Source organism: Enterovibrio calviensis DSM 14347 (assembly GCF_000621165.1).
Lineage (GTDB): Bacteria > Pseudomonadota > Gammaproteobacteria > Enterobacterales > Vibrionaceae > Enterovibrio > Enterovibrio calviensis.
This window is the reverse complement of record NZ_JHZA01000016.1, coordinates 1-16,230: the sequence shown is the minus strand read 5'-3', so window position 1 is coordinate 16,230 and position 16,230 is coordinate 1. Positions and strand designations below refer to the sequence as shown.

Sequence of the window (16,230 nt, the reverse complement as noted above, 5' to 3'; positions counted from 1 at the left end):
TTACTGCCATTTACGGTGATAAGCACCGAGTGTCGTTTGTGCGCCTTCAGAGACACTGTCCAAGCACTGGTTCCATTGCGGAAGCACGTCATAGGCATCTGGATTACGCTGATAGCTATCAATAGCTTGGCGCCATGTGCGAGTGACTTGCTCAACATAAGCAGGGCTGCGTTGACGACCTTCGATTTTCACCGAAGCGATATTGGCAGCGAAAAGTTCAGGGAGAATTGACAGCGTGTTCAAGCTAGTAGGCTCTTCCAGTGCGTGGAAAGGTTCGCCGTCAGTCACGAACCTGCCTTTGCACAGGGTTGGATACCCTGCGTTTTCCCCCGCTTTGTAGCGGTCGATCAAAATATCATTGAGACGAGATTCAAGCCCTTGTGGCGTTTCCTGCCAGCGAACATATTTGGCCGGAGAACATGCGCCTACCGTGTTTGGAGATTCACCCGTCAGATATGACGACAGGTAACAACGACCTTCGGACATGATGCAAAGGCTACCAAAAGCAAACACTTCGAGATCGACATCTGTGGTGCGAGAAAGCTGCTTCACTTGATGCATAGACAATACGCGAGGCAAGACAACGCGTTTGACGTTGAAGTGGTCACGATAGAAATCAATGGCGGCACTGTTGGTGGCTGATGCTTGCACTGACAGGTGTATTTCCATGTCAGGGTGTTTTTTCGCGGCATAATCAAGTACCGCAAGATCGGCAATGATCAGCGCATCGACGCCGAGATCAACGGCGGCATCAACGGCATCCGTCCAACGAGTAAAGCCATCAGGGTGCGCAAAGGTATTTAGCGCAACATGAAGGTGTTTGTTCCTGTCATGAACATAGGAGACGGCCTTCTCGAGCTTTTTGCCATCAAAGTTTAGACCTGCAAAGTGGCGAGCATTCGTGCCATCTTTGAACCCGATGTATACGGCATCGGCGCCATTATCAATGGCCGTTTTCAGCGCAGGAAGATTTCCCGCAGGGCAAAGCAATTCCATAAATATCCCCACATCGCGTGGTCAGCATCTGGCTATGAATTTGAGCGTAGAGTCGGGATTTTAGGCACAGTCATGCCCCGTGGCATTGATGTGGGGCAGGTTTGGTTAAACAAATGAAGAAACGAAAGGCAATTGAGGATGTATTACTAGGGGATATATACCCAAACAACCTGAAGGCCTCTGAAATCGAGCATCTTCAGGTTGCTTGGGTATAAGTTGGCGCATAACCTGCGCCAATAGATATTAGGACGCGGCTTTTATGGCCTTGCGGTTGTTAACAAGCAGCGCTTCAAATTCAGCTCTCGGCATGGGTTTGTAGAAGTGAAAGCCTTGAATGGTGTCGCATTTTAAGTTACCGAGAACGCTGGCTTGTTTTCCCGTCTCAACCCCTTCAGCCACGACAGACATGTTCAATGAGCGGCCCAGGTTAATGATGTTCTCAATTAACGTGACCTGCTTAGGGAAGATTTCCATATCGCAGATAAACGCCCGGTCGATTTTCAATTCATCAAGCGGAAACTTAGCGAGGTATGACAGTGATGAGTAGCCGGTACCAAAATCATCGATAGATAGTGCAAAGCCAAGATCTTTAATGGCGTTCAGCATTTGAATAGCATGGTCGCCATCGTTCATCACGGCACTTTCTGTCAGCTCAAAAGTGATAAGCGAAGGGTCGGCTTGGGTCGCAGCCTGAAGCTTTTTCATGTGTCCTGTTAGGTTCGGGTTACGAAATTGCTGTGGTGACAAGTTAATGGCTACGCGCCCAGGTAGTACTTTGAGACCCTGCCAACGACGTACCGCTTGAAAGACTTCACGCATGACGTTTCGACCAAGTAGTTCAATCATACCTGAACGCTCCGCAACAGGAATGAAGCGTGCAGGACTGATATAACCTTCGACGGGGTGTTTCCAGCGCACCAAGGCTTCCGCACCATTAATGGTGTAGTCCTTTGCGTTGACTTTGGGTTGATACCAAACTTCTAGCCCATTATTTTGCAGCGCTTTCTGAAGTTCTATTTCTAACCAAAGGCGCATGCGCGCTTCTTTGTTCATGTGCTGATTGTATGTGACAACGCGGTTACGGCCTTGCTCTTTGGCTTCGTACATCGCCGTATCCGCATTCTGCAAAAGACTTCGTGCGTCCTTACCGTCTCCAGGGAATTTAACGGAGCCGATTGAACAGGCAAGGTATTTACTGAAATGGTAGAGATCAAATGGCTGACTGATGACTTCAACGATCTTATTGGCGAGCTCAGTCGCTGTTTCATCACTATTTTGCTCTGGCAAGAGAACCGCAAACTCATCACCACCCAGATGACCCAATATGGTTTCTGAAGGTAAATGGCGACGAAGACGTTGGGCTATCTCTTGCAGCACGCGATCACCAATGTGATGCCCGAGCGAATCGTTAATGTTTTTAAAGTTATCGACGTCGAGATACAACATCAATAGAGGTGTATCACTGGCGATGAGCTGTTCGAGACGGCGTGAAAATCCATGTCGATTATACAGGCTTGTTAATGCGTCAAACTGCGCCAATTTTTCAATGGTTTGCTGATGGTCAGAAACGGCAACCGTGTGCGATAGCGTAATCAGTGCACCACTGCCACCCAATATATTGACGGACCCATAAGAGACGTTTAAGGGCTTGTTGTTGGCATTTGCTTTACTGGCATGACACACCAGTTGCTGTCCAGCCCCCAGATTGGTGAGAGAGGCGACCACTGATTGGCCCTTAACTGGGCTTGCCAGCAGGTTTTCGATGTCCTCACCTAAAATTTCATTTGGGTTGTCAAAACCTAGCATGCTGACAGCATGATGGTTGGCGCTGAGCACGATACCGTCATCTAGGACGCAGCACCCTTCTCCGACCAATTGGCAAAGGTTGCTAAAGCGGTCTTCTGACGATTCCAACGCACTGGTTAAAACTTGTCTTTCTGAGGTATCTGCAGCATGGAAAATGATCGCGCCTTCCGGCCACTCATTGCTGGCGAGAGGAGATACACTGAAGTGAAAACTGGAGTCATGGATACCGTCGTTGAGCACTATTTCGCCTTCCGAGTGTTCTCCACTGAAAGCACGTTGATAGTGAGGTGACAGCGCCTCATAAAAGCCAAGACCGAGAATGTCTGAATCCTGTTTGCCGACCAATTCATTTTGATCTAATCCGCTAATTTCACAATACCGCTGGCTGACCCAAAGATAATGATGATTTTTATCAAGCACGGCAAAAAGGAAAGGGCTGTTATGAGTTAGGCGCGAAAACCAATAGGTTAGTTGCTCAATTGGCATTTAGGCTCCATACATCCAAGCTAGCGAAGCTATTTCCTACTTCAACTCCAAATTTGAGCCAATACTATATAACGCGAGTGTTTCGTTATAAACACATATGTCACCAAATTACTCATGCTTACCTCTTAATTGAACCCATGCCGCCTTTTGCGCATTCAAACCAATTATGTATTGGGGTGTAACGCCGGCGATGATGAATGATTTGGGTGGGGTGTTTACTGCGGCTAACAATGGGAATTGCGAAGGCGTAGTGTTGCGCTTCGAGTTTTTTGATTCAAGGCATGATCTATGGGGGGCACAATGGCATACAATGACGCATACTTTCGGCACCCTTAGCGTTGGAACACTACCTTGCTCAACAAACTCCATACAACCTTGGTGCAACAGGCACCTTCATTTTTTAGACTGCCCGTTAAACTTGTCCCAGCAGCAGCGCAGCAGGCGCTAATGTTAGAGACACTAAAACGCGTGTTTCGTGAAGCATTGGATGATGGCGAATTTGAGTTCCTTGAGAATCGCTGGTTGGAAGTGCATGTTCGTGACATCGGGTTTAAAAGTTACATCAGCTTTGATAATGAAAAACTCGTTGTCAGGCAAGATATCGAAACGCCTGATGTGCGATTTAGCGGCGATCTCAATGACATGATTTTAATCGCAGCGCGTAAAGAAGACCCAGACACGTTATTTTTTCAGCGTCGTTTGTTAATTGAAGGTGACACTGAACTTGGTTTGGAAGTCAAAAACTTGATGGACAGTGTGGATCTGGATTCATTGCCAGCTCTACTTCGCCAAGGTTTGTTTTCGTTAGCAGCGTTCGTTCAAAAAGGCCTGCAAACACCTGCCACTGCTGATGAGGCGCACTATGCTCATAAGATCTGAAGCACCCGCCGATCTTCTTCCTATCGACCGGTTGGTAAAAAAAGCGTTCCCAACCCCCGCAGAGGCGAAGTTGGTGATGTCATTGCGCGAAAATGGGCACAACACCTTGTCATTGGTGGCTTGCACCGACGAAGGCAAAGTTGTGGCTCATGCGATGTTTAGCCCTGTCACCATTGGTGGACAAGACACTGGCGTGCAAGGATTAGCCCCCGTTTGTGTTCACCCCGATTATCGTAAGCAGGGAATCGCGGCGGCGCTCATCAAAGAAGGTTTTGAAATACTTTGTGAGTTTGGCTACCCCGCGTGTGTGGTGTTAGGTGATTCAGCGTACTATTCTCGATTGGGCTTCATGGCGGCCGATAGCTTTGGTTTCCACTGTAAGTGGGATGTGCCTGCCGAAGCATTTATGGCGATCGAATTGATTGATGGCGCATTTGATTCATTGCAAGGGCTAGTGGATTACTGCCCAGAGTTCGACGAGCTATAATTTTCAGCGTTATGTGGTTATAAAGAGCAGCCAGAGGCTGCTCTTTTCGTTTTCCAGACTCGCTTCGAGAGTGGACCGTTAGGGGAAGAGTAGAGTTACGTTAGTGAGTTCATTCCGATACCCGCAGAAGTTTGTTAGGATGCATCGCATATTCTCTTGGTTCATATTTTGATATTCGTGGTGCCATGAACGATTTACAGCGACTCAAAGAAATGGGGATCACGGTATGGGACGTTAAGCGTCCTGACTTGTTTCCAAACAATGCGGACAAGGCCATAGCGTTACCTTCGTCGTGTAAACTCTTGTTTGTGAGTGATGCCGAGTTGAGTGTGCAAGATGCTTGGTTGTTTGGGAAAATCCTAGCCAGTATGAAGCTGTCCCCTGAACAGGCGCTGAGTTTGCCCTCAAGAGCCGTGGCCAACCTCGGCGAGCATTCATTGAATTGGTGTTGGTTTGCGGGTGTGTCAGTACAGACATTATCAGGCGTTAATTCACTTTCCTCGCCAGCACTCTCGATACTTAATGATGATCAAGACGCCAAAAAGGCGTTATGGAAACAAATCAAACGTTATGAAAACTGAATTTCTCTCGATGGATGATGCGTGGTTAGACTCGGTCGTCGCCATTGAACGAGCGGCTCATAGCCATCCTTGGGCTGAAAGCCTATTGAGGAAGCCACCGACCAAATTTGGATGTAACCGCGTTCTGGTTATGGATAATGAGGTGGTAGGGTACTTTTTTGCACAATGTGTAGCGGGAGAGGCATCACTGCTCAACATTGCGGTTGCGCCGCAGCATCAAGGTAAAGGCTTCGGTAAGCAGTTGTTAAATGAGTTTCTTGTTTGTATGCGTAGCGCTGATGCACAAGAAGCGTGGTTAGAAGTTCGAGAAAGTAACCAATCGGCAATTAAGCTTTATGAATCACTGGAGTTTAATGAGTTCGACCGTCGTTATGGGTATTACCCGAAAGATGGTGGCAAGGAAGACGCGCTGATCATGAGCTACTGGTTTGAGTAAAAGAAAACCCGCATTGAGCGGGTTTTTTTATGCCATTTATACAGCCTGTTCTCGTGAGGCAATCACCGTTGGTGGGTGAATAAAGCCTTGGTAAGCGTCGATAAACTCTCGATTTAACGTCAGTTTGCTTTCTTCGTCTTTCACCCCCGTCGCAATCACTGTGATATCCAGTGAATCCGCAATGTTGGCTAAAGTTTCAGTAAACAGACGGTTTTGACTACTTTGCTCTTGGCTAAGTGCTTGATCGAGTTTGACGTAGCTAGGCTTAAGTTTTGCTAGATATTCCACGCCCTGCAAGTAGCGACCGAAGTGGTCCACACCGACAAATGCCCCCACATGCCGCACTTTGTCACTAAACGTGATGCAGGCTTTTAAGTTATTACGTGCACTTGCTTCACTGATTTCAAAAAATATTTTATCGCTAGGTAGCGCGGTTTTGAGTTTCTGCATCAACCATTGAGTAAACGCTTCACTGGACAAGCTTTCATCGGTTAGGTTGAGTGCAATATGCGTATCAAGCGGCTGCGATTTGTGCAAAGCGATAAGTGACTCTATGACGATTTTGTCAAACTCGATACCTTTAGCGAACAGTTGAATATACGGCATGATGCGACCGGCCGATTGCCACTGTTTTTCGATCAATGCCTGCGTGAATACTTCATAATGAAACGGCTCGCTGCTGGCGTTATCCAACGTATTTACCGGCTGCCATTGCAGACGAATCGTTTTTTCGCGCAAGGTGTCAGTAAGTAATAATCGCCAAGTTTCGCGGTCAATGACTTGTTCTTCTGAACCACGGTTGAAGACAAACACATCGTTGATTTGAATGGCTCGCTGCATCGCGTTATCTGCCAGAGACATCAACTGAGAACTCGGGACGCCATGGCCATGAACCACACCAATGTGGAACCCTTCGTTGGCATCAAAGCCTGCCATTGTCACTTCATTGTTCAGTGTGCTGATCAACGTATGAAGGCAATGCCTGCTTTGCTCTTCGCTGTGTTCAGGTAACAGCAGCGCCACTTCCGTTTCGCTAATACGGGCGATACAAATATTGGTTTGATTACCGAGTGCCGATTGCAGTGAGTTTGACAACAAGCACCAAGTTTCATCGCGCGCAGCGAAACCGTAGCGACGATAAATTGTATCCATCCATGCCATGTTAGCGATAAACACCGCTCCCTGAGAGTCATGACCTTCACCCATCCAACTGTTGAGTTGGTGTGAGAAGTACTTGCGGTTAGGAAGACTGGACACTGCGTCGTACATCATACTGTTGTGCAGTGTTTTGAGCTCGTTGTTCAGCGACTGAATCAGGCGTTGCACTTGTTTAGCTAGACTATCAATGGCGCTATCTAGGAGAGGCAATCCCGATCGTTGTGCCGAGGATTCTTGAGAGGAAAAGTCTTGTACTGCCAACTGATGGATTGTTGATGTGGCTCTGCGGATCGCGCGACGGTGCTTTTCACTGACAAGAGTGAATACGAATAACAACCCCAATGTCAGTAGGCTCGCGCTCGCTATCAAAGAGGAAACGTGCTCGGCGACATGTTGATTCGCTTTAGCGGGTGACAAGGCCAATACGAGAGAGGCGACAACAGTATCGTCATTTTTTAGCTCAACCGTTCGCTCTATTGGTGTTACCTGTGTCAGAGCAGAGAACCAGTAAAAGGGGGTAGATATCTCATCCGCAGATCGGGTGTTCGCAGAAAGTGTTTCATACGACCACGTGGCGGCTTCTGAGGTGATCTGATCGGTCAGTGTTATCGATGTCAGCTCGGCAGACAGCATCGCTTTCACGATAAGCCTGATCGAATCGGTGTCGTAGTATGCAATAAATTTTGGCAGCGTTTGCACGAGTTGATGTGTGGCATCATCGGCGCGCTGCGCTAGCTTAGCCTGCTGTTCATGGGTATTGGTGAACAACTGACCCGCTATAAATAGCGCGAGTAACAATGCAGCTGACACGTAAACCTGAAGTAGAGAAAGGCGTTTCGTTATCATAGTAAAACTCGTGATAGCGCAGAATTAAATGGGCCAGCACGCTTGTGCGCTGGCCCATTCTCTTATGTGTATATAACGTTAGGTCGCCCTAAAGTTATGCCGCATAAGGTCATGCGAAATAAAGTTATTCAGACGTAAAGATGGTCCATCTCATGTCTGTGGTGCTGTATTCGCCAGAAAGCGATGCCATCACTCGACGGTTCGTCTCGTGAGCAAGTTCAGACTCTTCATCGATGAGTGGCACGGTATCGCCATAACCAATGGCTTCAACACGTGACGCGGGAATGTCGAAATCTTCAACCAAGGCATTGGCAACCGCATCAGCACGGCGTTGTGATAATGCTAAGTTATACGCAGGGTTACCGACCTTACTAGCGTGGCCTTCAATGGTTACAACTGCACCGTCTTGCTCTTCCAAAAACGCAGCGAGCTGCTCGAGCTTCGCATAGTTACTCGGCAAGAGTTTTGATGAGTCATTGGCAAACTTCACGTCTAGGCGAAAGCTTTGCTTGACGGTTTTGTCTTTTGGACAGCCGTCGTTATTGACTGATGCACCGCTGAGGGTTTCATCGCACAGTTCACGTGCTTTGATAACGCCATCATAGTCAAGATCACGCAAATCACTCACTTGTGGAGAAGCGTCTTGCATTGTGACAATCTCTTGGTTGGCACAGCCGGCCAAGAATAGGGCTGGAATTAAGAGAATGAGCTTATTCATTATTGAACGCCTCCTTTGTAAGCGTCTTCACCTAGCCATACCTCTGGCGTTGTTATACGTAGTGAGTCGAGCAGTTGACCTGTTGCGTTTAGTAATCGGTATTGAGCAATTAAGTCATCATATTCTGCAGTGAGGTATTCACGGCGGGCTTGGAAAAGCTCATTTTCAGAATCAAGTACGTCGATCAACGTACGTTGACCAAGTTTGAACTGATCTTCATAGGCGTTGCGCGTTTCAATGGCTGATTCCACATGCTGGCGAAGATAGGTCATTTGTTGGCTAAGGAAATCGCGAGCATTCCAAGCCAGTGTCGTGCCTTCTACGACATCACGATACGCTTCTTGCTGAATCGCTTTGGATTCGTTAATGCTGTAGGCGGCTTCACGCTCTCTTGCCCTATCTGCGCCACCTGAGAACAAGTTATAGCTGACACGAACCATGGCTAAAACTTCATCACTGTTGCCGCCGACATCTGCGCCAATCGGGCTTGTACCGTCAGTGCCATCGAGGTTGTCGTCCCAACCGGCAGACAAATCAAACGTTACCTGTGGGTAGTAATTACCTTTGGCTGATTCGCGCTGTGCGCTGGCAGCATTGATATCGCTACCCGCTGATTTCAACGTTGGATGCTCGACCGTAGACATATCAATTGCTTGCTCCAGGCTCGTCGGCAACATGACTGCATCGGGAACGGGAAGACGAGTATCTGACGGTGCAATGCTGACCAGCTTTTTGTAAGTGATCGTGGCATCAGAAAGGTTATTTTTTGATGAAATCAGGTTGGAATGGGCACGAGCAAGACGGCCTGTTACCTGAGAGAGATCCGCAGTAGAACCCAAACCAGAGTCGGTCTTTTGTTTTACCTGATCAAAAATAATCTGATGGCTTTCTAGGTTACGTTCGGCAAGTACTACGATTTGTTTTGCGCGCAAAAACTCTAAGTAGGCACGCGAGACTTCAAGTGCTACATTTTCTGCAGAAGCAAATAGCGCCCACTGTTCGGCACTGGCTTCATATTCGCTGCGTTCTACTTCGTTGGTGGTTTGAAAACCACTAAATAAAACCTGGCGAAGTGAAACACCAATCTCGCGACGTGTCAGCTCTTTCGTGTCGTCTACATTGTAGGTCTGTGCATCTCGACGGGTTGAGGGACTTTCAGTCCATTCACGTCCTATCCCTGCATCGAAATCAATCGTTGGGTAGTAGCCAGCAAAAGCTTGGTTCACCTGCTCTTCACGCACCTTGAAGCGGTTGAATGCTTGACGAATTTGAGGATGGGTGTCCAATGCTGTAGCCACTGCCTGTTCGAGTGATTGAGCAGCAACTGACGTTGGTAGCAATACGGCAGCCACTGCCAATGCTGCCACGCTTTTTTTAAGCGTTCGGCTAACACTGTTTTTCATGTCTCTCTCCTTGATTATTATTAGCGCTCTCTTAGCGCCGATTCTTTTGCCCTTAAAATCGGATTGAGCAAGTACTCCAGAACTGTCCGTTTCCCTGTGATGATGTCCACGGATGTCAACATTCCTGGGATAATGGGCAATTCACCGCCATCCTTTTTTTCTAAACTGGATTTTTCTGTTCGGATCCTAACCAAATAGAAACTGTTTCCTTCTTCGTCCTGAGTCGTATCAGCACTGATATGTTCAAGCGTGCCGTTCAGCCCGCCATATCGGGTGAAATCATATGCTGTGACTTTGACAACAGCGGGAAGTCCCGAATGCAGGAAGGCAATATCTTTGGGGGCAATCTTTGCCTCGATAAGCAATTTATCTTCCGCGGGAACGATTTCGATCAAATCAATACCAGGCTGAACCACGCCGCCTAATGTATTGATATGAATCGTTTTAATAGTGCCAGTCACCGGGGCGGTAATGACCGCCTTGTCGACTTTGTCTTGTGAACCTACTTGCGCCTGCGTTAATCGAGATAGGCGTGATTCCAGTTCACCCATTTTTGAGCGAGTCTCGTTGTTAAAAGACAGCACGGCCTCTCGACGTTTTAAAATCGCTTCATCGACGGTGGATTTAATTTTTGGTTGCATCAAACGCAATGACTCGAGCTCGCCTTTTAGGTCATTAACTTGACGCTCAAGCTTGAGCAAATCGATAGCTGACACGATGCCTTTTTTGGCCAGAGGGACGGTTATTTTCAACTCGCGGCTGATCAGTCCATAGCTGTCTGACAGCGTTCGAAGTTTTGAATCGATTTCTTGTCGTTCTTGCTGTTTTTGCTGAATTTGACGAGCCAGTATTTCTAGTCGGTTTTTCAAGTCGAGTAAGCGACCCTCATACTCCTGACGCTGTCCTGCAATCAAGTCGGGCTCTTCGCTTGCTAATGCGACCGGAAATTCCAGAGGAGATATGACGATCTGAATCTGTTCCCTCCAGTTAGGCGCGGTCGGTTTTAGCGTGATGCTGCCAAGCTCTGCTTGCATACGAATGATATTGGCGCGAAGACTAGACACTTCCTCTTCTTGTTGCGCCAAGTCGGAGCGAAAGCGAGTGTCATCAATGCGCGCAAGTGGTTCACCTTGCTGAACAAGCTGGCCTTCTTGCACGTACATGGCTTGAAGAATACCGCCATCAAGGCTTTGGATGAGCTGAACTTGAGAAGATGGAATAACCTTTCCTTCCCCTCGGGTCATGCGATCTAACGAGGCGAAATTGGACCAAACCAGCATCACAGAAAAAAATGCAAACACTCCCCAGATAACGATGCGATAGCGCAGCGGGGCGTCAGTAAGCATGGCGCCATACACATCGTCCGTCATTTCAAGATCGTGGCGCTTTAACGTGTTAGTCATTCTGTCCTCCGGCGCTACCACTGTTTAAACGCTCTAGAACTTTGTCTCTTGGTCCATCCATGACGATACGGCCTTTGTCCATCACAATGACGCGGTCAACGAGTTGGAGTAGTGCCATTTTGTGTGTGATCATTACCAAGGTGCGATCTTTGGCAGCGAACTTCATGGAATGAATAAATTGGTTTTCTGCGTGAGCATCTAAACTGGCCGTTGGCTCATCCATGATCAACAAAGGTGGATCATTCAATAAGGCGCGTGCGAGAGCGACCGATTGTCGTTGACCACGAGACAGTGTCTCTCCTCGTTCGCCGACTTGCTTATCTAAACCTTCGCTATCTTGAGAAGTGAAAATCCCCACACCAGAAAGCTGTGTAGAGCGGATCAATTGATGCTCGGTAACTTGACGTGTCCCAAACATAATATTTTCACGAATAGTACCGTGGAAAAGTGTGACATCTTGCGCCAAATAACCCACATTGCGGCGTAGATCTGCTGGGTGTATTTGTTTAGCCTCGATCCCGTCAAAACGCAGACTGCCAGCGCTAGGCTGGTAAAGCCCGGCGAGCATTCGGATCAGTGTGCTTTTTCCGGTTCCGTTCTTGCCCAAAATGGCAATTTTCTCACCGGCTTTTATCGTAAAGTTGGTGGGATGAAGTGCCGGCTTCTCTGATTCTGGGTAGCTGAAACCAATGTTGTCGGCATAGATATCACCTTTTAGGCGCTTGCGGCTTATCAGGTGACCTTTGTCAGCAAATTCATCCTCTTGATCCATCATGGCATTCAGCTGACGCATGCCCGACTGGGTTTGATTCCAGCGACTCATTAAGCCTGCAAGCTGCGCCATCGGCGATACAGCACGACTAGACAGCATGACGGCGGCGATGATGCCACCCATACTGATGGCGGCATCCGCAACGCGGTAAACACCCAGCACGACCACTGCGACGGAAGTAACTTGAACTACAAAGGAAGCAAAGTAAGACACCGAGTTGGTGATTTGTTTAACCTTGAGGTTCCAGTTGGCGGTATGTGCCGTCATCTGTTGCCAGCTTTTTTGTACGATACCTTCTGCGACATTGGCTTTGATCCCTTCCAAGGCGGAGAGGCTTTCAATCAAATGGCCATGTTTTTGGCTGGCGTACTTGTTAGATTCTTCAATGGCGGCTTTAAGGCGAGGTTGTACGAATAAGGCATAGCCCAAAATAAGTATGCCTGCGACAACAGGTACGACGGCTAAATCACCTGCGAACAGGTAAATCACAAACAAGAAGAACACAGCAAACGGTAAATCGACCAAGGTAGTAATGGTCGCGGACGTTAGCATGTCTCGGATACCGTCGAACTCTCCCAATTGCTTCGCCATGCCGCCAACACTTTTGGCGCGCTTTTCTAACGGGATACCCATTAATCGTGCGAACAAGCGCGATGACACAATAATGTCAATTTTCTTACCAGCAATATCAATGAGGTAAGAGCGCATTTTCTTCATGAGGAAGTCAAAGGCGAAGGCGATAAGCGCACCTGACGCTAACACCCACAGTGATTCGAAGGCGAGATTAGGCACAACCTTGTCATAAACGTTCATGACAAACAGTGGTGACACCAAAGCAAATAGATTGACTAAAACGGAAGCAATTATGGCATCCCGATAAATCGGCGAGGCGTCTTTGACGGTTTGCCAGAACCAATGGATTTTAGAGTCGTGCAGGTGCAGATCGACACTGGAATCACCGCGGTATTGGCGCTTAACCAAAAAGGCATAGCCCACATACATGGACTCAAGCTCTGCTAAAGAGATTTCATCTTCGCCTCCGTTCTCGGAGGTTTGGATGAGAGCCATGCCTGTATCTTCGTTAATCTCTCGAAGGATACACGATCTTTTGTCAGTCAAAAGAAGTATGCAGGGTAACAAAAGTTTCGGTAGCGCTTTTAACTGGCGCCGCGAAAGCTTAGCGGTTAACCCCGCACGCGCCGCCGCCTGCGGAAATAAATCCGCCGTCAGCAACGCATCTGTCATGGGTAAACCTGCCGTTAAGGCATCGCCAGAGCACGGTGAACCATAGTGCTCGGTCAATAAGACCAAGCAATCTAACAACGGGTCGTCAACCGCCTGCGTAGACGCTGAAATGCGCCACTGCGACGGTTTGCGTTCAGCGATAGCTGCTTCTGTCACCTAGATCTCTCTTAAAAAGTAAAAATCAAAAATAAAACAGGCCTCAACTATAGGTAGAGGCCTAAAGGACACTTTAATTTGTTTCTTCAAAATCAACAGTGATTTGTGGAGCAGGACCAATATCTGAAGATTTTGTTAAGGTCAAAGTACCAGACACATCGCTACCACCTTGGGTGTACAAGGTGTTAATTACTAAGGTGTTGCTGCCCTCAAAGTCGATATTGTTAAGTACAATGTGTTGTTCTATATCACCGTCACCATCGATATCTAGATTTAGAATAAGGGTTCCGTCATCACCTTCCGTAACAGAGATCATTGACTCAATACTTGATTCACTCGACACCAAATCAGAAAGATGAATTTTATCTTCAGAGGTGTTGAAATCGGTGATTGTATCTTTGTAATTTTCGTCAACAATTTCATTCTTTAAGTTGAATGTAGCCTCAGTATCTGAAACGCTGAATACAAATACATCATTGCCTTCTCCACCGGTTAGATCATCATCACCTTTTTCACCTCTTAGATAATCGTCACCGGTTCCGCCAAAGATTTTATCGTCACCAATACCTCCTCGAATAAAGTCATCTTCGGTTCCACCATAAAGGATGTCGGTGCCAGAGCCCCCTGAAATTAGATCTGTGCCAGCTTGTCCATGAATAGTATCGTTACCTTCTTGGCCTGATCCTGCGTCAAGCCAACTGTATGACGTATAGTTATTCATGAAACCGTCACCTTCAAGATAAGTACCGGAGTTGTCGTTGTGAATAGTTCCTATTTCACTGAATACAAATTCACGTGTAACAGAGGTTTGACCAGTATCCGTTGAATCGTATCTATATGGGTCAAATACACCATCGGAGTCTTTATCAGCATAAGCAGATTCACCCAGATAAATAGTATCATTGCCTTTACCTGCCTCGATGTGATCGTTTCCTGCCCCTGAGTTGATAACATTACCTTCTGATAATTTATGCACTAGTTCTTCTACAGTTACAAAACCTCGGCCAAAGATTTTCCCGTCGATGAGAATTCCTGATGCTAAATGGCCGTCGCCAACAGTGCCAGGATAGCCGCTAGGGTCTAAGCCATATAGAGCATCCACGCCTGAGTTGATTGGTTCGAAAGTTGGCCCACTTGAAACATCTACGTCGGCAGAGCTAGGTTTGATATCTTCATAAAGTTTGAACAGTTCCTCGCCAGCTTCAGTTTCCTTAACACCCCAAACATTTACTACTGTAGCGGTTATTGAAACGCCACTTGAACTTCCCTCACCGGAAGCATTTCTAACCTCAAGCTCTCCAGTGTGCTCGCCTGAGCCAATTGCGACATAGATCTTGCTTGTCGTTGGAAGCGCAATCCAGGTCTCAGACTTAGCATCATATATTTCATACGAGCCAGTGAGATCTGTAGCTGTAACGGATACTTCCACATAACGCTTATCTATGTGAGTTAGTGGTAGTTGGACATCAGGATCATCCCAAGAAGGGTAAGTCAGGCTGATGACGAAGCTACCTGCAGAATCATCATCGTGGTCGTGTTTCTTATCATGGCCTTTGCCTTCACCCTGATGATTCTCATGACCTTGACCGTTGTTTTTGTCATGACCTTGACCATTTGAGCCGTTACTTTCGTCGTCACCGCCAGCCTCATCATCTTTTGAGACGAAGCTAATTGAAGTGTTGATGGTGTCTTTGTCGTCAGCTATGTAACCCGTAGTCGTGCTGTCTCCGGCTCTTGGTTTATCATTTTCCAAACGAGCTTCCAAGATTGGTAACTCAAAGGTGTCTTCTGTTTGTGAAATGTTCTCAATTTCAACAACTACTGCATCATCGTTCTCATGCCAGAAGTCATCCTTAATCTCGAGCTCAATTGGGTACTCCGATTCCCCACCAGAGATTTTAATCGTGTCAGGGCGAGTAGAAACAAAATCATCATCTGTTGCTTCACCGGCTCCCCACTTCAAGTTAACGGTCACTTCTTTGCCTGATGGAACAATGACAGCATTGCCCAAGTGATCGACCAGCTTGACTGTAAAGATTAGCTTTTTACCACTACCTTCTTCTGCTGTAGACCCCGGCACTAGAACAGCATAAACCTGGTCTTCAGGACCTTTCTCTGTTTCATCTTGGATGGTTGCCGTATCAGAATCTGTTTTGCTGTTAATTTGTTTGCTTGTTGTGGTCGCTTTTAACGTTACGATTTCGTCATTCTCAACAGCAAAGTCGTCTTTGACTTCCACGCGGACATTGATGGCCGAGCCGTCTTTCGGCAGGGTGATACCGGCATCAGTGTATTTGACCCAGCCTTGGTTTACGTCACTGTCGCTGCCCAGCTTCACCCAGATGGTGTTGATGTAGTCGCTGTCGGCGGTGGCTTCATTGGCGGCATCGCTGCCGAGTGAGAGTTTGGTCAGGACATCTTCTGCTGCCGGGCCACTGAGTTTGACCTGATAGGTGAGGTAGACGTCATCCGCTTCTTCCACGGTGTTGCCATTTAGCACCAACAGGTTCGGGGCCTCCTCATCCACGCCTGGCGGGCCGCCGACCTGGTCGTCGGTGATGGTGGCGGTGTCGCTGTCGGTCTTACCGTTGACCTGGTTGCTCGTGGTGGTGGCGGTCAGGGTGACCACTTCATTGCTTTCAGTTTCAATGTCGTCTTTGACTTCCACGCGGACATTGATGGCCGAGCCGTCCTTCGGCAGGGTGAGGCTGCCAGTGTATTGCACCCAGCCATTGCCGGGGGCGTTGACGTTACCGGTCTGTACCCAGATGGTGTTGATGTAGTCACTGTCTGCGGTGGCTTCGTTGGCGGTGTTGCTGCCCAGTGCCAGGGAGGTGAGGACATCTTCTGCTGCCGGG

At 47.7% G+C, this 16,230-nt stretch carries 12 protein-coding genes; 4 read left to right on the top strand and 8 right to left on the bottom strand.

Going from position 1 to position 16,230, the window contains the following annotated elements; translation table 11 throughout:
* Positions 1-996, bottom strand: coding sequence for a ubiquinone anaerobic biosynthesis protein UbiU (gene ubiU / locus Q365_RS0113380; protein WP_028023817.1), 996 nt, complete (start codon positions 994-996; stop codon positions 1-3).
* Between the two features lie 243 nt (positions 997-1,239).
* On the bottom strand, positions 1,240-3,288 hold the full coding sequence (locus Q365_RS0113375) for a sensor domain-containing protein (RefSeq protein ID WP_028023816.1): 2,049 nt from the start codon (positions 3,286-3,288) through the stop codon (positions 1,240-1,242).
* Positions 3,289-3,639: 351 nt separating this feature from the next.
* On the opposite strand from Q365_RS0113375, the gene ubiT reads away from it, so the two are divergent.
* The 4 genes from ubiT (at position 3,640) to rimI (ending at position 5,671) form a co-directional block, all read left to right on the top strand.
* The gene (gene ubiT, locus Q365_RS0113370) at positions 3,640-4,167 is read left to right on the top strand and encodes a ubiquinone anaerobic biosynthesis accessory factor UbiT (RefSeq protein ID WP_028023815.1); all 528 of its coding nucleotides are present in this window, start codon (positions 3,640-3,642) and stop codon (positions 4,165-4,167) included.
* Positions 4,151-4,654: a GNAT family N-acetyltransferase gene (locus Q365_RS0113365; RefSeq protein ID WP_028023814.1), complete on the top strand. Its 504-nt coding sequence runs from the start codon at positions 4,151-4,153 to the stop codon at positions 4,652-4,654. Before ubiT ends, Q365_RS0113365 begins: the two co-directional genes overlap by 17 nt.
* A gap of 185 nt (positions 4,655-4,839) precedes the next feature.
* On the top strand, positions 4,840-5,235 hold the full coding sequence (locus Q365_RS0113360; RefSeq protein ID WP_028023813.1) for a DNA polymerase III subunit psi: 396 nt from the start codon (positions 4,840-4,842) through the stop codon (positions 5,233-5,235).
* Complete coding sequence (gene rimI / locus Q365_RS0113355; protein ID WP_028023812.1) at positions 5,225-5,671, top strand: ribosomal protein S18-alanine N-acetyltransferase; 447 nt, start codon at positions 5,225-5,227, stop codon at positions 5,669-5,671. The genes Q365_RS0113360 and rimI overlap by 11 nt, the downstream gene beginning before the upstream one ends.
* Positions 5,672-5,707: 36 nt before the next feature.
* Here the strand turns inward: rimI and Q365_RS0113350 are convergent, their stop codons facing one another.
* The 6 genes from Q365_RS0113350 to Q365_RS25730 form a co-directional block, all read right to left on the bottom strand.
* Positions 5,708-7,675, bottom strand: coding sequence for an EAL domain-containing protein (locus Q365_RS0113350; protein WP_028023811.1), 1,968 nt, complete (start codon positions 7,673-7,675; stop codon positions 5,708-5,710).
* Between the two features lie 124 nt (positions 7,676-7,799).
* Positions 7,800-8,393 carry an OmpA family protein gene (locus Q365_RS0113345; protein ID WP_028023810.1) on the bottom strand — a complete coding sequence of 198 codons (594 nt, stop codon included), beginning with the start codon at positions 8,391-8,393 and terminating at the stop codon, positions 7,800-7,802.
* Positions 8,393-9,796, bottom strand: coding sequence for a TolC family outer membrane protein (locus tag Q365_RS0113340; protein ID WP_028023809.1), 1,404 nt, complete (start codon positions 9,794-9,796; stop codon positions 8,393-8,395). Before Q365_RS0113340 ends, Q365_RS0113345 begins: the two co-directional genes overlap by 1 nt.
* Positions 9,797-9,816: 20 nt before the next feature.
* Positions 9,817-11,199 carry an HlyD family type I secretion periplasmic adaptor subunit gene (locus Q365_RS0113335; protein ID WP_028023808.1) on the bottom strand — a complete coding sequence of 461 codons (1,383 nt, stop codon included), beginning with the start codon at positions 11,197-11,199 and terminating at the stop codon, positions 9,817-9,819.
* The gene (locus Q365_RS0113330) at positions 11,192-13,372 is read right to left on the bottom strand and encodes a type I secretion system permease/ATPase (RefSeq protein ID WP_028023807.1); all 2,181 of its coding nucleotides are present in this window, start codon (positions 13,370-13,372) and stop codon (positions 11,192-11,194) included. Before Q365_RS0113330 ends, Q365_RS0113335 begins: the two co-directional genes overlap by 8 nt.
* A gap of 73 nt (positions 13,373-13,445) precedes the next feature.
* The coding region (locus Q365_RS25730; RefSeq protein ID WP_035025009.1) for a calcium-binding protein at positions 13,446-16,230 on the bottom strand (2,785 nt) is incomplete at its 5' end.